This is a genomic window from Bacteroides faecium (assembly GCF_012113595.1).
GTDB lineage: Bacteria > Bacteroidota > Bacteroidia > Bacteroidales > Bacteroidaceae > Bacteroides > Bacteroides faecium.
Genome location: NZ_CP050831.1, coordinates 1,486,609 through 1,507,419, shown reverse-complemented (window position 1 = coordinate 1,507,419; position 20,811 = coordinate 1,486,609). Strand labels below are relative to the sequence as shown.

General features: G+C 48.1%; 12 protein-coding genes. 9 read left to right on the top strand and 3 right to left on the bottom strand.

The features are described 5' to 3' along the window. The first annotated feature begins 89 nt into the window (after positions 1-89). Complete coding sequence (locus BacF7301_RS05330) at positions 90-311, top strand: carboxypeptidase-like regulatory domain-containing protein (RefSeq protein ID WP_167960902.1); 222 nt, start codon at positions 90-92, stop codon at positions 309-311. 158 nt (positions 312-469) lie between these two features. Here BacF7301_RS05330 and BacF7301_RS05325 read toward each other — a convergent pair whose 3' ends face one another. The 3 genes from BacF7301_RS05325 to kduI form a co-directional block, all read right to left on the bottom strand. Then, positions 470-1,711 carry a BT3233 family polysaccharide utilization protein gene (locus BacF7301_RS05325; protein WP_167960900.1) on the bottom strand — a complete coding sequence of 414 codons (1,242 nt, stop codon included), beginning with the start codon at positions 1,709-1,711 and terminating at the stop codon, positions 470-472. 94 nt (positions 1,712-1,805) lie between these two features. Next, entirely contained in the window at positions 1,806-2,609 is an 804-nt protein-coding gene (locus BacF7301_RS05320) for a gluconate 5-dehydrogenase (RefSeq protein ID WP_044655860.1), read from the bottom strand. A gap of 40 nt (positions 2,610-2,649) precedes the next feature. Continuing rightward, positions 2,650-3,492 (bottom strand): 5-dehydro-4-deoxy-D-glucuronate isomerase, encoded by an 843-nt coding sequence (kduI, locus tag BacF7301_RS05315; RefSeq protein ID WP_167960898.1) that lies wholly within the window; start codon positions 3,490-3,492, stop codon positions 2,650-2,652. Positions 3,493-3,922: 430 nt separating this feature from the next. On the opposite strand from kduI, the gene BacF7301_RS05310 reads away from it, so the two are divergent. The 8 genes from BacF7301_RS05310 to BacF7301_RS05275 all read left to right on the top strand — a co-directional run bounded on the left by BacF7301_RS05310 (position 3,923) and on the right by BacF7301_RS05275 (position 20,651). Next, positions 3,923-7,282, top strand: a complete 3,360-nt coding sequence (locus tag BacF7301_RS05310) for a SusC/RagA family TonB-linked outer membrane protein (protein WP_167960896.1) — start codon at positions 3,923-3,925, stop codon at positions 7,280-7,282. A gap of 5 nt (positions 7,283-7,287) precedes the next feature. After that, positions 7,288-8,859, top strand: coding sequence for a RagB/SusD family nutrient uptake outer membrane protein (locus BacF7301_RS05305; protein ID WP_167960894.1), 1,572 nt, complete (start codon positions 7,288-7,290; stop codon positions 8,857-8,859). Further along, a complete protein-coding gene (locus tag BacF7301_RS05300) occupies positions 8,856-10,772 on the top strand; it encodes a tetratricopeptide repeat-containing sensor histidine kinase (protein WP_167960892.1) in 1,917 nt (638 codons plus the stop codon). The genes BacF7301_RS05305 and BacF7301_RS05300 overlap by 4 nt, the downstream gene beginning before the upstream one ends. Positions 10,773-10,977: 205 nt before the next feature. Further along, complete coding sequence (locus tag BacF7301_RS05295) at positions 10,978-12,612, top strand: glucoamylase family protein (protein ID WP_167960890.1); 1,635 nt, start codon at positions 10,978-10,980, stop codon at positions 12,610-12,612. Between the two features lie 14 nt (positions 12,613-12,626). Beyond that, positions 12,627-14,303: a glucoamylase family protein gene (locus BacF7301_RS05290; RefSeq protein ID WP_167960888.1), complete on the top strand. Its 1,677-nt coding sequence runs from the start codon at positions 12,627-12,629 to the stop codon at positions 14,301-14,303. Further along, positions 14,300-15,754 carry a sulfatase family protein gene (locus BacF7301_RS05285; protein ID WP_167960886.1) on the top strand — a complete coding sequence of 485 codons (1,455 nt, stop codon included), beginning with the start codon at positions 14,300-14,302 and terminating at the stop codon, positions 15,752-15,754. The genes BacF7301_RS05290 and BacF7301_RS05285 overlap by 4 nt, the downstream gene beginning before the upstream one ends. 24 nt (positions 15,755-15,778) lie before the next feature. Continuing rightward, complete coding sequence (locus tag BacF7301_RS05280; RefSeq protein ID WP_167960884.1) at positions 15,779-17,614, top strand: flagellar basal body L-ring protein FlgH; 1,836 nt, start codon at positions 15,779-15,781, stop codon at positions 17,612-17,614. A 202-nt stretch (positions 17,615-17,816) separates the two neighbouring features. Next, a complete protein-coding gene (locus BacF7301_RS05275) occupies positions 17,817-20,651 on the top strand; it encodes a hypothetical protein (RefSeq protein WP_167960882.1) in 2,835 nt (944 codons plus the stop codon). The last annotated feature ends 160 nt before the right edge of the window (positions 20,652-20,811 follow it).

The window sequence follows — 20,811 nt, the reverse complement described above, 5'->3', positions numbered from 1 at the left end:
GCTTTGTTTTTAATAAAATGTGCTTATTTTTGCAAAAAGCATACAAGCAAATAAACAACTATTATATTAACCAAATATCTAGTGAGCGTATGAAAAGAAAATTTGTGTTGTTATTGGCCTGCTTATTGGCAGGAGTCGGTCTGGCGATTGCCCAAGCACCTAAAACAATCACAGGGGTTGTCATTTCGGAAGAAGACAACCAGCCTGTTGTAGGGGCATCCATACTAGTGAAAGGCACAGCTATTGGAACTACCACCAATGTAGACGGAAAGTTCACAATCAGCAATGTACCAAGTTCTGCTAGAACTTAATCATCCCCCAATACGCCCGCACAACAAATATATTACTAAATCCTTCGCTTCAGATTAGAAACTATACGATAGATTATTTCTACTAAAAGAAAATGGGAACTCCCATATAATTACAGGAATCCCCACTTTTTATCTATTTCCAGCCCTTAAGCTAGATACTAATATGCTACCGAAAGCGGAGCACGTAATTTTTGAGCATACTCAGCCATATATTTATTCCATACATCAGCCGTCTTGATGGCAGCTTTGTCCCAGGCAGAGCCCCAGTAATAAGTATATTCAGAACCCGGTTCATATTCACTGACAGCCAGTACATGACCATCGGCTCCACCACGTTCTTTCTTCTCCGTTTCTGAGAAAAGAACAGTTTTAGCATCTTTTACTTGCGCGGGGAATGCAGCGCCGACAAATATCTTGCCGTTTCCACCTTTCCGGTCGGTCGTTGGATCAACATAAGTGATGTATCCGTTTGCAGCATCAGCTACAACTGCACCGTCCGGTTCACGCAGAACAAGCCCTGTAACCACAGGCATTGCTTCTTTCAGATTGGTATATGAAATAACCGCCTTGTTGAGGTATGAGCCTGCATCCAGAGAGATGACACGAGTTTCCACTACGTTAGAGTCACCACGAACTACCAGCGGATTGAATTCCAGCTTTACAGTAAAGCGTAACGGGCCGTTATCAAGGATTTCCTGAGTGCGATAGCAGTAAGGATAGATAATCGTATCCCCTGCCATCAAAGCAGCCGTACCGCCGCCCAATGTAGGACCTACGGCGTAGCAGTCCATTCCGTAACCATGGTCAATATGGTAAGAGATGGCACGTCCCAATTCGGCAGCCGCTTTCGGGTCTGTCTTTTTCAGTTCGGCTATCTTGGCACGTTTCTCCTTATTCAGTTCTTCAGCGTACATACTTTCTAGGACAGGCTCGGTAGTATTATACTTCGTGAAGATATCGTAGCCAAAGCCACGTTCGTTTCTAGCCTGCAAGGCAGGGCCATAAGCACGGAAGCCTACGAGGTCGTTCTCCCAGGCAACGTCGTCCAGACGTTCGGGATAATATTTACCACAGGCAATTACATTGAAAGGTTCCGGAGTGCCCGGCTGAATAGTGTAAGTAGCTGTACCATTCGCCTTTACCGTAGCCGGAAAAATAACTTTTTCGTCATATGTCACCTGATAAGGCACTTGTTGACCATCAGCGTCAAGTACTATAATTTGTGCTGTGTCTGCCAGTTGCAGTTTTGCGACTACATCGCTCATCGGCACTTCAACCATCTCTCCTGTGCGTTCCAAAGCCAGGGGATTAGTCACAGTGACCGTCATTGCCTGTTTGCTGTCGGCACAGGAAGCAAAAGCCATCAAAGCAACAGCAAGCAGAAAAAATATCTTTTTCATGATTGATTCTTATTAAATAAAAAATAAGGTGACAGATGAAAAGAGGATGCTCTTTGCCATTCTATCACCTTACGGATTAACTTTCTATCTTGTATTATTTCGGTTGTTTTCCGATATAAGCAAGGATACCACCGTCTACATAAAGAACGTGACCGTTAACTGCATTAGACGCTTCAGAAGCAAGGAATACAGCAGGACCTGTCAGTTCTTCAGGATCCAACCAACGACCGGCCGGAGTCTTGGCGCAGATGAATGAATCGAACGGGTGACGGCTTCCGTCTGCTTGCGGCTCACGAAGAGGAGCAGTCTGCGGAGTAGCGATATAACCCGGGCCGATACCATTACATTGGATGTTGTATTCACCATATTCAGAGCAGATGTTACGAGTCAGCATCTTCAGACCACCCTTAGCGGCAGCGTAAGCAGATACAGTTTCACGACCCAGCTCAGACATCATAGAGCAGATGTTGATGATTTTACCGGCACGTTTTTCCATCATAGCGGGAAGAACAGCCTTAGCAACGATAAACGGAGCGTTCAAGTCGATGTCGATTACACGACGGAAATCAGCAGCTTCCATTTCGTGCATAGGAACACGACGGATGATACCTGCGTTATTTACAAGAATATCAATTGTACCTACTTCTTTAGCGATAGTAGCAACCATAGCCTGTACAGCCGGTTCGTCTGTTACGTCACATACGTAACCGTGAGCCTTGATACCCTTTTCCGCATAAGCAGCCATACCTTTGTCTACCAACTCCTGATTGATGTCGTTAAAACAAACAGTAGCGCCTTGTTCTGCAAAAGCAGAAGCGATAGCAAAACCGATACCATAAGAAGCACCTGTAACGAGAGCTACTTTACCTTTCAAAGAAAAATTCAAATACTGATTCATAATTTTTTTTGTTATTAAATTAGGAAAACTATTGTAGTTGTTATTTCAAATCTGTTATTAATGAGAAGTCCTGGTCGCCGTAGTCGAGGTTCTCACCGCCCATACCCCAGATAAAGGTGTAGTTGTGCGTAGCGGCAGCCGAGTGGATAGACCATTCGGGCGAAAGAACCGCCTGGTCGCCCTTCATCCATACGTGACGCGTTTCGCCTACTTCGCCCATGAAATGGCAGATGGCGTGGTCTTCGGGGATTTCGAAGTAGAAATAAGCTTCCATACGACGGCTGTGTACGTGAGCCGGCATCGTGTTCCATACACTTCCCGGAGCCAGTTCCGTCATACCCATCTGGAGTTGGCAGGTAGGCAATACCTGATTTACCAGCATCTTATTGATATTACGATGGTTGGAACCTTCCAAAGAGCCCATTTCGGCCACTACTGCGTCGGCTTTCGTCACCTTACGGTCGGGATAGTTGCGGTGTGCAGTCAGTGAGTTGAAGTAGAATTTGGCGGGATGCGCAGCATCTTTGCTTTCGAAAGTCACCTCACGGTCGCCCGAGCCCAGGTAAAGGGCTTCCTTATAATCAAGTTCAAATTCAGCGTCGCCTGCCTTTACGATACCGGGGCCGCCCACATTGTAAATACCCATCTCGCGGCGGGTCAGGAAGAAAGGAGCTTTCAGCGGGTCAATCGCCTCGAGCGTCAGCACTTCGCCTACCGGAAGAGCTCCACCCACTACCATACGGTCGTACATGGAATATACCATATTCACTTCATTGGGGACAAATATCTTTTCGATTAAGAAATCTCTGCGGATTCTCGTTGTATCATAACTTTTTGAATCCTCAGGATGCGCAGCATAGCGAATTTCATAGTTCGTTTTCATACCTTATTTATTTATAGTTATTGAATAAGTTCACTTTCTACGTGCACGTCGTTTACGTACACGATGCAAAAATAGCAAAAGAAAACGGGTTTACCTTGCAATTTTGTTCCAATTATCCACCAAAAATGTCCAGAATTGTTGCAATGTACACTTTTTTAACGAACTATAATACGATTGGAAGAAGATTTTTACCTAATACTAGGAAAAGCACGAGGAGATTAGATTTTTTTTAGATATTGAGAGGTAAAGCCATAAATAATGAAAGAAGCGAAACGGAATCGATCCATTAGTCGCCTAACTATTAAGCGCCTATACAGTTAAAATTCCATAAATGGGGTGCGACAGATTATAACACTAATTATTATATATTAGTTTTGCAAAGGCTTTAATAAGCAAGTATAAGCAACAAGAACAACAATATATGCAACTTATGGCGATTTATAAGAGGATATCTCTTGATATACTTAAAAAAACAGGTGTGGTATGCATCTGTTTATTTCTATGTATCATCCCAGCCAATGCCCAAATAAAAAACACGACCGGAATCGTTGTAGATGAGGAAAGCGGTGAGCCGCTAGTCGGCGCTTCCATCATCGTAAAGGGTACTCAACAAGGTTGCATATCCGATTTGAATGGAAGATTCACTTTCCACCAGACTCTCTCCGAACAACAAATTTTAGTCGTTTCTTATATAGGCTATCAGACCACCGAAGTGCCTGTCCGCCACAGAATGATGGAAATCAGGCTACGACAGAATATGCACGAGCTTGATGAAGTAGTGGTACAGGTTGCTTATGGCACGGCACAGAGAAAATCAATCACGGGAGCGGTGTCCGTAGTGGACAGCAGGCAAATCGAGATGCGCCCTGTCAGCTCGGTGACTTCGGTATTGAACGGATTAGTGCCGGGCGTACAGGTTATTGACGGAATCGGTCAGCCGGGTATGGAAGCGGAAGTGAGGATACGGGGATACAGTTCGGTGAACGGGAGCAATAAGCCGCTTTTTGTTGTGGACGGCATGCCTTATACGGGCTGGATGACCGACCTTAATCCGGCGGATATAGAGAGCGTGAGCATCTTGAAAGATGCTGCCTCGTGCGCACTGTATGGTAGCCGCGCTTCAAACGGAGTGGTTTTAATCACTACCAAAAAGGCAAAGAAACAGGGAGTATCGCTCCAGTTGGATATCCGCCACGGTTTCAGCGCACGCGGACAAGGAGATTACAAGCGGATGAACACGAATCAGTTTATGGAAGCCATGTGGCAGGGATACCGCAATCAGCTTATCAGCAACGGCAGCACACCGGAAGAAGCGACGACGGCTGCCAGCAACGGGCTTATCAACAGAATAGGAATCAATGTCTACAATAAAGCCGACAATGCGCTTTTCGACGCAAGCGGGCACTTGGTTTCCGACGCACAGATATTGGACGGCTATAAGGATGATTTGGACTGGTACAGCCCCTACACGCGCAACGGACACCGACAGGAATACAACCTAAGCGGAGAATCCGGCAATGAAAAGAACCGGGTACGTTTCTCATTGGGGTATCTCGATGAAGACGGATATACCAGAAAGAGTGACTTCAACCGCCTCAGCGGACTGCTGAGTGCAGACTTTACTCCGCGCCCGTGGCTCAAAACCGGCCTGTCACTTGCAGGAACGCATCAGAAGACCAACTGGGATACAGGCGCTGCCGGAAGCACGCAAGCCACTTATCTGACGAACGCTTTCTACTTTGCACGAAGAATGGCTCCTATCTACCCAGTGCATCTTCACTACACAGAGGACGTATTTGCAAGCGGCTCATTGCTCCATGCCAAAGGAGACTATATCCTGGATGCAGAAGGCGGGAAACAATACGATGACGGTTCAACAAGCCGTTCGGAAGCGGACGTTTCCAGCAACGGCCACCACCTGTTATGGGAAAGCGAGAAAAACAAGCTTTGGAATACAGCCAACACATTGCAAGGCAATGTTTATGCAGATGTCTCTTTTCTGCGTGATTTCACGTTCTCACTGAAAGGCAATATCAGCCTGCGCAATACAGAAGACAGAGAGTATGGTAATGCCGAGATTGGCTCTTATAAAGGCACGGGCTTCATCAGCAAAATCGGTCAGAAATACAAAGAATATACCCTGCAAGAGATGTTGACATGGAAACGTTCGTTCGGAAAGCACTTTGTAGAATGGATGGTGGGACATGAGAATTACGATTATAAGCTCAATTTCGACGAAACCCATAAGAAGAACGAGAATTTTCCCGGTGTGGACGAGTTATCGAACTTCACCACAACGACCTATAATGAAGGATATACGGATACATACCGCACGGAAGGCTATTTCACACGAGCCCGCTATGACTATAACGACACGTATTTCGCCGAAGTTTCTTTCCGGCGTGACGGTTCTTCGATTTTCCACGCAGACCATCGTTGGGGTAATTTCTGGAGCGCAGGCATAGGATGGATGCTTTCCAGTGAAGCGTTTCTGAAAGAGACAGTATGGCTGGACAGGCTTAAGGTAAGGCTTTCTTACGGACAAGTGGGGAACGATAACTTCGGAAGCAGCAACGGGTTGTATCAATGGATGTCCCTTTATGGCCCGGCTGTCAATGGCGGAGAAGCTGCTTATTATAAAGTTCAGAACGAGAACCCCGCATTGAAATGGGAAACGAACTCTTCGCTCAACATTGGCTTGGAAGCCCGTTTATTCAATCGTGTCAATCTTAGTTTCGAATACTATGACAAGCGTTCGGACGACCTGCTGTTCAAGTTTATCCAACCGCTATCTGCCGGAGCCACGGACTCAACGACGGGGTTATCGACTGTCTGGAGAAATATCGGAGATGTCTCCAACCGAGGCTGGGAGTTCTGTATCGACGGAGACATCATCCGCAACCGGGAATGGGAATGGAATGTCGGACTGAACCTCTCTAAAGTAAAGAATAAAATCGGAAGGCTGCCGGACAAAGACCGCGAAGCAGGCATCGTAAACGGAGACTATCAGAAAATCAAAGAAGGGCACAGCATCTATGAGTTCTGGCTGTACCAATATGCCGGTGTGGACCAAATGACGGGACGCAGTCTTTACCTTCCCGATTTCGAGACTTACTACATTGCCGGAGAAGACGGGAAAACGCCTGTCAACGGAGAAGAAAACATAACGGGAAAGAATCCCATCCCCACAAGCGGCTGGGTAGACATCAACGGGCAATACTACACTGGTGATCCCAGGTACGCACGCAAAGGCTGGTCGGGCAGTTCGCTGCCCAAGATAAGCGGTTCGCTCAATACGTCCCTGCGTTGGAAAGACCTTACATTGTCCGCCCTGATGATTTTCAGTTGTGGTTCCAAAGTACTCGACCTGCCCTACCAGACATTGACATCCGTAGGCGTACATGCACTAAGCACTGACTTACAGAAGGCGTGGAACGGTATTCCCGAAGGTATGACCGAGACGTCTCCGAACAGAATCGACCCTTCGGGCATTCCCCAAGTGAACCTGGATGCCACCGTCAACGGATATAGCAATCCGAAAGCATCCACACGCTATATCGTAAGCGGCGATTACCTGAGCATAAAGAACATCACTCTCTCCTATCGCCTGCCTGCCGCATGGAGCAAGCGAGTGGCACTCGGCACGATACGCGTACATGCCGCCGTAGAGAACCCTGCCCTGTTCAGCAAGCGCAAGGGGTTGAACCCTGTACAGACTTTCAACGGGATAGTCAATAATTATGCAAGCATCGCCCGCGTGTTCTCATTCGGCGTCAACATTAACTTATAACGACTATGAAGAAAAAAACGAAATATCCGAATTTCCTCATAAGGCTCTGCCTGTTACTGCCGCTTTTCTGCTACTCCTGCGCCGGCGACTATCTGGATACCGCCCCCACCAGCGAAGTATCTCCCGCCGACTTATTCAAAAATGAAGAATACGCTGCTTATGCTGTCAGCGGACTGGAAAAGCTGATGAAAACCACTTACGCCACCAATAAGCTCGATGGCGTATCTTTCAACGGCGAAGGTTCTGCCAAGCTTATGTATGCCGAATACCAGGGAGCCGACATGTACTGTCCGCGCAATAACTTCTACACGATATTCAACGGAGCTTCCCACGCCATCCCCACCAGCAGCTATACGGAATATATGTGGCACTATTACTACAAAGTAATCAGCAACGCCAACACTATCATCACTTACGTGAACCCCGAAAGCAGCCGTAAATTCAAATACATTTACGCGCAAGCGCTGACTTACCGCGCTTACTGCTACCTGCAACTGCTTCAGTTCTACTCTCCCCGCTGGTGTGACTCACAGAACGGCAGCGCGGACGGCGTAGTCCTCAGACTCGACCTAGCTACCGGCGACTGCCCCCTTTCTTCCATGCTGGCTTGTTACGAACAAATATACAAAGACCTCGACAATGCCATCACTTCCTATCAGGCATCGGGAATCTCCCGCACAGGGGACGAGAACCACAAAGTCAACATAGACGCCGCCTACGCCATATACGCCCGTGCGGCACTCACCCGCGAGGACTGGGCGACAGCCGCCCGTTACGCGGCACTGGCACGCGCCGGCTACCCGCTTATGACCGCCAACGAATATCTCAACGGATTCAGCACCGTCAACCAAGAATGGATATGGAGTATCTACGACAGTGCGGAAGAATCACTGGGAGCCTCTTCACTGGCGGCACGCCTTGCCTACAATTCAACTTCCGCGCTTGTATGCACATATCCCGCCTGTATCAACCGCGAACTCTTTGACGCACTGCCGGAAAGCGACATCCGCAGAAAGCTGTTCCTCAATCCCGACGGATATACCTACAACACCAGCGGCGTAGCAGGCAACGGTCTGGCCGACAGCGAACTGACCGCCTATGCCCAAAGGCTTTATCCCGACCTGGACGCATCAGCGAAAGTCTATGCCTATATGTCGTTCAAATTCAAGTGCATCGACAAGGTAGGCGCCATGCCTTTCAATCTTTTCCGCAGTTCGGAGATGTACCTCATCGAAGCCGAAGCCAACTGCCATCTCACACCCCGAAAAGAGGACGAAGCCCGCCAACTACTGAAAGAACTGGTTCACGACAGTGGACGCGACCCCGAATACACCTGCAACAAGAGCGGGCAAGAACTGCTTGACGAGATAAAATTCTACCGCCGCATCGAGCTATGGGGCGAAGGATTCAGTTGGTTCGACTACAAGCGGCGGAAAGATACCATCGAACGCCATACGTTTAAAGACGGGGGAAACTACATGACCAATGCCGCCATCACCATCTACCCGGAAGATGCCAACAATTGGATGTGGGTGATTCCCGCCAAAGAATACGAATATAACAAAGAGCTAAGATGAAGACAGTTAGATACATACTCATATATTTATTGGCTGCCTTTTGCGGGCTGCCACTTTCCGTAAAGGCACAGGACAACCCGTACAAAATAGACAATTCCCTTTATCTGCTTTATGAGAGGGCGACCAAATACCGCAATGAACCGGAAGGGTTACTGATAGCCGACACGCTCTATACCAATGCCATCCAGAAAAATGACAAGAAAGCGCAATGCCTTACGCTTACCATCCCTGTGATTTATTACTTCAACACCCGTGAAACGGAACAACTGGAGAAAGCCATAACCACGCTCCAAGAGGTATCACGGAAAAATGACTACCTTCAATATTACTATTTCGGCAGCATCTACAAGGTCAATCACCAGATGAATATCAACAGCACACTGCGTGCCCTTCAGGAAGCCGAACTCATCAAGGAACAGGCATTTGCCGACAACTATCCTTACGGCATCGCCACCTGCCTGCGGATGATGGGAAACATTTACTATGCCCGGAGAGAGACACGGACGGCACTGGACTACTACCAGCAAGCCCTGGAATATTCGCAAAAGAACCTTCCGGAGCAGGACTTGGCATACATATACTGGAACATATCCATGTTGCAACAAGGTCTGAATCAATACGAAACGGCGTATGAAAACGCGGAGAAAGGAATCAAATGCGCCAAGACCCAGACCAACCTGTATGCCTGCATGCTGAGAAAATGCACCCTTTTGTATGTGCTCGACAGGACGGAAGAGTTCAAAAGCTACTATCAGGAATGTCTGAAGATGACCGAGAAATACGGGCAGACCAGGAAAAACGAACTCCAGGCATTGAGAATTTATAACTACGTGCTCCATGGTCAATACGAAAAGGCACATGCAATAGCCGATTCCGTCGACCTGCCACAAGACAGAATGTCTTATCATGCCGATATTTACTCGAAAGAGAACAAGTACAAGGAAGCATTCTACACGTTCAAAGAACTCCAGCACCTGCAGGACTCCCTCGGACAGCTCATACAGTCGGCAGACTTATCGGAACTGAACGTACGTATCGGCAACGAGCAACTGAAAAGGAAAGCCCAGCAAGGGGAATCCGACCGACAACTGATGATATTGAAATTCATCCTGATTTTCTTCTGTTTCTTTGCCACCGCCCTGATATTCTATCTTTATCTACGCAGAAAATCTATCCGGAAACTGCAAGAAAAGAATGAAGAATTGACCATCGCCCGCAACCATGCCGAGCAGGCGGACAAGATGAAAACGTACTTCATACAGAACATGAGCCACGAAATCCGTACGCCGCTCAATGCCATCGTGGGCTTCTCGCAATTACTGTCCGACCCGAACCTGCCCCTGGATGACGAAGAGAAGCAGGAGTTCAGCTCTCTCGTCCTGCACAACTCCGAGCTGCTCACCACACTGGTGAACGATATTCTCGACCTATCCGCACTGGAAAGCGGCAAATATGCCATGAACATGGCTCCCCATGCCTGCAACGAGATGTGCCGGATGATACTTTCCACCGTAACCCACCGGAAACCGGAAGAAGTGGAGCTCTGTTATACTTCCGACGTCCCGGATGACTTCCGGATTGTCACGGACGAACAGCGTATGCAACAGGTTCTTATCAACTTCCTGACCAACGCCGAAAAACATACGGAAAAGGGCAAAATACATCTCCATTGCTCCATCACCGAGAATCCGGGCAAGATTACTTTCTCCGTCACGGACACCGGCAGAGGCATCCCTGCGGATAAGATGGACAGTGTCTTCGAACGTTTCAAAAAGCTGGATGAATTCAAACAAGGTTCGGGACTGGGATTAAATATCTGCCGCATCATAGCCGAACGCCTGAACGGGGAAGTCAAAATAGACAAGAACTACACCGGTGGCGCACGCTTCTTATTCATACTTCCTTTGCAGTAAGCGGGGTTTCCTTCGGATAAACGGCAAAGGGGGGAAGAATAGGTTTACCGAATATAACAATTTCATTTACAATCTATTATTTATCTATGTAGTATAGAAATAGTAGTCTGATTCTCCGTTTTTTTCATTCTGACGTATTCGATACGATGCCCGGAATTTGAGTGAATAGCAAGAAAAGCTTTACTTTGCCCAAAAATAAAAAGCTATGAATCACTCCCTACTAAAGAAAACAGTATTCAGTCTCCTGCTGGCATGTAGCGTATGCCTCTCAGGATATGCCACGCCTGTCCGGGCGAACTCCACATTCTCTTATCATCCCGATTCAGTACGTGTGATATTGGAGGAAGAACAACGTGCCGCATTCAATCATTTCTGGCAATTCACCAATAAACAGACCGGCATGATTCATGCAGGCACGAACGTCAATAACAAGAATCTGACCACCGGTGGCAGCGGCTTCGGCGTCATGGTGATACTGACGGGGATAGAACGGGGATGGATTACCCGCAAAGAGGGGGCGAAGCGTATTCTTACGCTTGTACGTTACCTGAATAAAGCCGAGCGCATAAAAGGGGCATGGTCACACTGGATGAATACAGAAGGGCAGCCTGTCAAGTTCGGCAAACAGATAGAATCCGGCGACCTGGTAGAAACGTCTTTTATGATGATGGGACTTTACGCAGCCCAAGCTTATCTGACGGAGAACAATCCTGTAGAGAAAGAGATACGGAAAACAGTAGACAGGTTCCGTAAAACAATACAATGGAATAAGTTCGTGCACGACGGAGAACTTTATTGGCTGTGGGAACGTACTGACGGAACATTCACATTGCCACTACGTGGATACAACGAGGCATTGATTACCTATATCCTTGCTATGGGTGCACCCGACAAGTATGCCGTCGATGGCGATGTATATGAAAACGGATGGCAGCAGAACGGTAAGATATTCAAGCCCCGGCAGGCACACTACGGTTATCCGTTTGTCATGGGAGCCCATTTAAGCGGCCCGCTATTCCTGTCCCACTATTCGTTTCTGGGCATGAACCCCAAGACGATGCAGGACAAATATGCAGATTACCAGCAATACGGCACATACCACGCCATGATACACAGGCATTATTGCATGGAAGAAGCTCCCGAAGAATATCAATACGATGCATTCAACTGGGGACTAAGCGCAGGTTCAGGCCCCAACCAGCCCGTTAAGAAAGGTTACAAGCCGCGCACTCCGAAACGCGATGACGGAGTGATAGCACCTACCGCTGCCCTTTCATCCATGCCTTACACGCCTTTCTACTCTATACAAATGTTGCTCAATCTGCATTACAACTGCCCGCAGCTACACACTCCGGGGGGATTCGGTGACGGTTACAGCCTTGTAGACAACTGGTACTTCAAAGGCAGAATCGCCATCGACCAGGCACCGATTGTTATCATGATAGAGAACTACCGCAGCGGCTTCTTATGGAAACTACTGGCCAATCACCCCGATATCCGGAAAGGAATGGAAAAGGCAGGCATACACCTTCCCGTCCACTCCACAGGTTTCCCGTATGCGATTGCTGATACACGCACAGGATATTACGATATGCTCCGCCACCCAGACAGGAAAATGTACGAACTGGATTTTTATCTGGAAGAAGCAGGTGCAGTCTCTTTCCAAATTACAGATGAAAACGGCACGCAGGTTCTTTCGGAAATCCGGGCGGAAGAGTATCCGCAAGGTCTTAACCTGCTCTCCTTCGACCGTAACGGATTGAAAGATACGAAACGCTGCATCATCCGTCTGCTAAAGAATGGCAAAGTGAAAGCAGAAGTAAAAGTACAACTCAATTAATCCCCTTATCGAATATGAAACTTCAACCGATACTCTGTTCCTTCCTGCTGGCTGCCGCCTGTTCGTGCAGTTGCTCGGACGAGCCGGTCTTCCGCTCGTCGGAACAGCCGGAGCTACCGTCTCTCCCTGCCGTTCCCGAAGGGAGCTACTTTGCCGATTCGCTGGAATATACGCCGGAAAAACAAAGACAGACATTGACCGATATACAACAGGGCTACTTCCGCTTCTTCTATGAAGACTATCAGAAAGATAGCAAGATGGCGCTTATCGGTACGGAACGCCCCGCAATAAACGTGGCGTTAGCCGGGTCAGCTTATGCCGCTACCGCTATTCCCGTAGCCGTAGAACGCGGATGGATAAGCAGGAAGGAAGGGGCGCAGCGCTTCTTGGATATGTGCACTTTCCTCAACAGAGCCGAGCGCTATCACGGTGCATGGTCGCACTGGATGAACGGAAAGACGGGAGCAGGCTCGCCTTTCAACCCTAAACAACAATCGGCAGGCGATTTGGTAGAGACGGCCTTTATGATGATGGGATTATTCATCTGTTCGGAGTACTTCAACTCGGAAGACGCAACAGAAACCAACGCAAGGGAACTCGTAGCAAAGTTTCACAACGAAATAGACTGGAGATTCTACACCAACGGCGAGCAAACCCTCTATTGGGCATGGGACAAGAATCTGGGCTTCGCCCCATTGAAAATAACCGGGCCGTGCGAAGCTCTCCCCGCCTATTTATTGGCATTATCCGCCCCTGAAGAATTTTCCATTACAGAAGATGTATATACCCACGGATGGCGCGGAAAGAACTTCTTCAACCAGGGACGCACTACCTACGGATACACGTTCGAACTGGGCGGAGAAGAAAAAGGCGGCCCGCTCTTCACCACGCAACACCCGTTCTTATGGATAAACCCTTTCATCTATCAGGATAACTATGCAGATTATTGGGAGTTCTGCACCAACCACGCACTGATAAACCGGCAATATTGTCTGAATGACGCTCCAAAAGAGTATCTGTACGATGAACAAAACTGGGGACTAAGCGCTTGTTACGGCCCGGAACCACTAGGTTACAAAGGCCGTTCACCCTCGCAGGGACGCGATGACGGCACTATTTGCGCCACAGGAGCCATGGGAGCCGTCACAGTCACCCCGTTCTATGCCTTGCAAGCCATTAACTCGCTCTATGAAACACCCCGGCTGAAAGGAACTTACGGCATTACAGACGCGTACAATACAAGCATGGCATGGGCAGACTCCCGATATTTATCCATCTCCGTAATGCCCATCGTATCCATTATCGAGAATTACCGTACCGGACTGATTTGGAAACTGGCACAGCAAAGCGAACCTATCCGCAAGGGACTTGAACTGGCGGGATTCAGGGAATCCGCCTATACGGAAGGATTCTGCCAAAACCCCGTCAACCTTCAGACAGGGGCAACCGATTTGACCGTGCATCCCGATACGGAGAATTATATGATACGATACTGGAGCGATACAGCCTCAGCGAATATCCATTTCACCCTTAGCTGTGGAGATACGGTGCGCAAAGTCATTCCCGACACAGTAAACAAAGGCATCAACACCCTGTTGCTCCCCTACAACCAATGGAGCAAGCGCACATACTGCCTGAACATGTATAAAGACAATAAATTAACAGACACTATAAACATTAACCTAAGATGAAAACCCCATTCCTTCAAAAAAGCATCAGCACAGCAGCCCTCTCGCTGAGCACCATAGCCGCCTTTGCCGCAGAAGACCGCCCGAACATACTTTACATCATGTCCGACGACCATTCTTTCCAGACCATCGGCGTATATGCCTCGGTACTGAAAGACTACGTGAAAACTCCGAATATCGACCGTATCGCGCACGAAGGAGTCAGAATGGACAACTGTTTTGTCACCAATTCCATCAGCACCCCCAGCCGGGCAGCCATCCTGACGGGACAATACAGCCACCACAACCAAGTATATACCCTCGCCGACGAACTTCCCGCCGGACATCCTTCCATGGCAAAGGAACTCCGGAAGAACGGTTATCAAACCGCCATCATCGGCAAATGGCACATCGGCACACAGCCCGAAGGATTCGACTTCTACAGTATCATGCCCGGACAAGGCAAATATGAAAACCCCGGTTTCATGGAAAGCGGACTTCCCTTCGATGTGAAACATGCCGTACGCACCCAAGGCTACTGTACGGACGTCATCACGGACAAATGCATCGACTGGATGGAGAAGGCGGACAAAAACAAGCCCTTTTTCCTGATGTGCCACTTCAAAGCCCCGCACACGCCTTTCACCCCCGCGGAACGCCACAAAGACCTGTACAAAGGCGTCGTATTCCCCGAACCGGACAACCTGTACGAGAATCTCGACAACCGCCCCATACTGAAATCCGTGCACAACAAGATTTCCGGCGGACGCTTTGCCGACAAGACACTGCCCAAGGAAGACAGAGTGAAAGATGCCTACCAGGAATATATCCGCACTTACCTCTCCTGCATCGCCGGAATAGACGAGAACGTAGGACGCCTGCTCGAATTCCTCGAAAAGAATAGGCAACTGGACAACACCATCATCGTCTATACCTCAGACCAAGGCTTCTACATGGGCGAACACGGGCTTGTAGACAAACGTCTGATGTACGAAGAAGCACTGCGTATGCCTCTGGTAATCCGCTATCCCCGGAGAATACCGGCAAATACCACCTGTAAAACCTTCGTACAGAACATCGACTTTGCACCGACACTTCTTGAATACGCAGGTATCCGGACTCCCGGCTATATGGACGGCAGAAGTTTCTGCACATCCCTCACCGGAAAAGAAGCGCCCGATGCACGGAAAACAGCCTATTACCGTTACTGGATGAACTTCAAGGGATACAATATCCCCGCCCACTACGGACTGCGCACCGACCGCTATAAACTGATTTATTTCTACGGAAAATCATGCGGAACGAAAGGTTCTATCGACAAGCCCGGCTTCCAGCCTGTATGGGAGTTCTATGACTTACAGGAAGACCCGCACGAAATGACTAACCAATACGGGAACAAGAAGTACGAGAAAGTGATAAACGAATTGAAAGAAACACTCCGGCAGGCCCAGGAAGAAGTCGGAGACAAGCAATAATCAACAACCTATAAATTTACCAGTATGAGAAATACCTATTTTATCCCATGTGCCGTCGTACTCGCCACCGCGTTATTTATCGGCGGATGCTCCGATGACGACGATGATGTACAGGACGGAAACAAGCAGGGCATCACCACCACCGAAGCTGTCATCCCCGAACCCCTGCAATGGAATACGGATAATACCATCGCTTTATACGCAAAAAAGGCGGACGCTGAGAAAACGCTCTTCTACACCGAAGAATCGCAAGTGAACCAGGCTACGTTCGAAGCGGTCAAGAAAGCGTTTCCTACCCCGCAGGAAGGCGACCATATCCGTGCATTCTATCCCGCAGGAAAAGCTAAAGAGAAAGCAAATGTAACAGGCACTCTCCTGCCCGCTCCCGGCACCGACCCTACCGACACTCAAAACATGCTTACCCAAAAAGGAAATGCCACAACAGGCCATCTTTCCGCTTTTTATTATATGTACGGTGTCAGCACCTATACAGAGGGTATCATCCAACCGATTGAATTTCAACCGCAAATGTCCGTGTTGACATTCAAAATCGCATTGCCCGAAGCGCTCACTCCTTCGGTTGTGGAAATCAGTACCGGCGGCAAGGATTTTATCAAGTCGGTCAATTGCAATAACTATCCGGCCGATGCCGCAAACTTCAAACTGATAACCAACGAAAGCACTAACAAGGTAACATTGAACCTGAAAGATTGCGAAACTTTGCAGGAGTTGGAAGCAAACCTAGTAATCTTTCCCGTCGATTTGAGCGGCAAGCAGTTTACCGTATCCGTTACGGATGCAAACGATGAAGTTTATACTGCCACCCTGGAAGGTATCACCTTTGAAAAGGGAAAGCAGCACACGTTTGAAACAACCGTAGCCAAAGATGAGGAACCGGAGCCGGAACCAGATGATGACTACACCCAAACGGGAGAAGGAACAGCGGAAAGTCCCTGGATTATCACAACTGCCGGACAACTGCGTGCCATCAGCCGTGATTCGCGGGAAAGCGATATAGCAGGCTTTGCCGGAAAATATTTCAGACTGGAAGGCGATATTTCCCTCGACGGGGAAAATTGGGAACCTGTCGGAAGCAATGCACTCCCTTTCGCCGGTATATTGGATGGTAACAATAAAACAATCAGCGGCATGAAGATTTCCACCGCAAGCGCCGCAAGAGGTATCGGATTCTTCGCTCATACCCAGGGCGCCCAAATAAAGAACCTGACCATCGCAGGCAATATCGACATCACGGCAACGAATGCCGCTCAAACAGGTGGGCTGATAGGACAGGGACATAGCACGGAGTTATCAGGCAATATCCGTTCGGAAGTCAATATCACCGTGAAAAATACAGCAACTGGAATCTTAAAAACCGGTGGAATAGTTGGTGAATGGACAAACAGCTCCCGTATTTCCAACGGCAGTCTGTCCTACAAAGGAACGATAAAAGTGAATAACCAGGGAGATGCCCATACAGGTGGAATCATCGGGGGAATAACCACGAGTTCAGCAATGGCGGACGCGAAATGTACCGTCGAATCCGGCAGCACCATTTCTACCGAATCTCAAACAGGCGTTGTATGGATGGGCGGATTCTTAGGAAACTCTGCTCCAAGCTTCTTAACGGACAAACTTCCCGATACCTCTTCGCAGATGCTAGGAATATTATCAGCGAAAGCAAATGGAGCCAAAGATGCCATCATCTGCTATATGGTGGGATGGAGCCAAAACGCAGCAACTACCAAAGGCTTTAGCGAGGTTTTCAAAAACAATGCTAACTATACTCTGGAAGGCTCTACCGTAACTTCAGCAAGCGGTAAGGCATACAAAAACGGAGAAGAAGTAGTTGTACCGTAAGAATGAGCATATTCCCGGCTTATGCCTATATATGGATACTACAGTGTCCATATATAGGCAAAGCCGTGTCAATGTATCGGCATCATAGTGTCTATATACAGGCACAACCGCATATAAGTAAGAATAAGTTTTCATATCTCCCTTTGTACCGTTGCCAAAGTTTTGTATTTTTGCAATGAACTTCCTATACGATGTTGCAACCATGAAATACATTTGCGTGCTCATTACCGTGCTATTAGCCTCAGCTACAACTCTGGCAGCTTCCATCCCCTTCGTCAAAAACTTCACGAACAAGGAAGTGATGTGCCCAAACTGGGACATTGAGCAAGACAGCAAAGGCATTATCTACATCGCCAACCGCTACGGTCTGGTCTGCTACGATGGAAAGACATGGCAGACATATACCACCAACGAGAACCGGACTATCCGCTCCCTACATATCGCACCGGACGACCGTATCTACATCGGCAGCTACGAAGAATTCGGCTATTTCGAAAGAAACGAATACGGCAAACTGGTCTACTCGTCCATTTCTTCCCTGTTCCGCCACAAAGAATTGAAGAACAAGGACATATGGAGCATCGAGCAGGAAGAGCACCTTATTTATTTCCAGTCTTTCGCCGGTTACTTTTCTTTTGATACCCAATCGAATAAAGTCGCTTTCTATCCGGTAAAAGGCATGATGCAACGTCTGTATAAAGTGGACAACAAAATTTATGCAATAGTCCAGGACGAACTTTACCGGCTGGAAAAGAACAGCCTTACCAAACTGCCTGCTACCAATTCTCCCCTTCAAAGCCCTGTACGAAGCATGTTGCCCTACAACGGCAACCGCCTGCTTATCCAAACGGAAAACCAGGGATTCTGGATTTACGACCAGGGACAATATACCCCGCAAACAACTATCAACAGAACTCCGGACATCTCCGGAAACAACGAAGCGCTCTATGCCGGAAACGGCAATCTGCTGGCAGGAACGCGCAGCAGCGGGTTGCTCTGTTTCGACCCGCAAGGCAGCCTGCTCTACAAGCTCGACCATCAGACCAAGCTACAGCATAACACCGTCCTTTCCCTATTCAAGGACAAATCCAATAACATCTGGATTGGTCTGGAAAAAGGGCTCTCACTCGCCTTTATCAACGATTCTTTCTCCTTCCACTACTTGAAAGAGAACAATATCGGCTCTATCTTCGACGTCGCCTTATGGAATGATTACCTCTATATCGCCTCTAACCAAGGCTTGTGGCGGATAAAAGCCGGAATATTCATGTCTCAAGAACAAAGTTTCTCCCCGGAACGGGTGAACCTGCCGGGCGGCTTCGTACAGAAACTACTGAAAACCGACGAAGGTCTTATCATCGGACACAGCAAAGCCACCTACCTGCTGAACAGGCAGAACCAACTGTCCGAAATGTACCCCACCGGCGGAGCACTGGCAGGAACGGAGATTCATTACCCGCAACAGCGGAAAGGTTTCCTGCTAGGCAGTTATAACTCGATAAACCTCTACGACATAGAACCGGACGGTAACTATTCATTCCGCCAACGGCTCACCAACTTCAACGGCTATCCGCGATACATGGAATTTGATAATAACGGAAACCTCTGGGTAGCCCACACCCGAAAAGGCATATACAAGCTGAAATTGGACAAGAACCGGAGTAGCTTTATCGGGAACGAGTTCATCTCCTGCATCGGAGATTCGAGCCGCACGCAGATGGGTGTGTTCAACGTCGGCGGAAGAATTGTATTCACCGACGAGAAACAGTTCTATACCTACAACGACCTCTCGGATTCCATCGTTCCTTACGACCGGTTGAATACTCACCTCGAATTTATCACTCATACCAAGCATATCGTAAAGGTGGACAACACGTATTACTGGTTTATCACGGACAGAGGGGTAGCCCTGGTTAATATGGCGGCTTCCGACACTCCGGTAATAGAAAAAGTACTCCTGTTCGACAACTATAACCTGCGGATGCACAAGGACTTCGAAAGCATCGTGCCCGTCACGCCCGAATATTCCATCCTGTGTGCGGAAAATGCGCTTGTAGCCATCCCCAACAAACCGGAAACCAACCCGTCTTCCCCCAGCCAGGAATTGATTTTCAACCATATCATCTCCTACAATATACTGAAAGACGAGCAACAGAGCCTTCCTGTCCGAACGGGAGACACTGCCTGTCGGCTGACGTCCGATTTTAACAGTTTGGAAGTCCAAGTGGCGTATCCCGCTTATAATGAGGACATTTATTTCCAGTTCAAACTGGAAGAGAACGGCATAGAGAAGCACTGGCAAGAGAAACAAAACACGCCTTCCATCAATATCCAGCGGCTTCCGGCAGGCAACTACTGCCTGAAATGCAGGGCTATCGACGAAAAAGGAATAGCGGTGGCTACCGCTTCTTTCTCGTTCAGCATATTGCCACCCTGGTATCTGAGCCCGTGGGCATATGCCGGCTATATCTTCCTTCTGGCAATGATTCTTCTGGCCATTTATGCAGGTGTCCGCCGGAGAACCCTACGCCAGCAGCGCCATATCATAAGGGAACGAGAACAGCAAATCATCGAGCTTGAAAACAAAAGGCTCAACGACGAAATCCTGTTCAAAGGCAAGGAGCTGACGCAATCGACCATGACTATCATCGAAAACAACAAAATACTGCTCGCCATCAAAGAGGAAATAGAGAACCACAAACGGATGCTGGGTAGCCAATATCCTAATAAATACTATCAGAAGTTGATAGACATGATAGACAATGCCACCTCAAAAGGGAAAGAGTGGGATTTGTTCCTGTCGAACTTCGACCTGATTCACGAACATTTCTTCCGAAACCTAAGGCAACGTTTCCCCGAACTGACGCCTAATGACTTAAAATTATGCGCCCTGCTGCGCTTGAATATGAGCACAAAGGACATGGCGGATATGCTGAATATAGGAGTGCGTGCAGTAGAGACAGCCCGATATCGGCTGAGGAAAAAGATGGAACTGGATTCGAGCGTCGATTTGGTGCAGTTCCTCATTGATTTCTAAGTATCCGGGGATTGTTTCCATTTCAGAATACAGTTAATCATAATTATCTCATTGTCATCTATTTAATAAGCATAAAAAGCAGAATGAAGTAGTGATGTAGTACCTGTTTTCCTAAGAAATTCCGGTCTGACGTAACCAAATGGCACTGTTTGTTTTTATG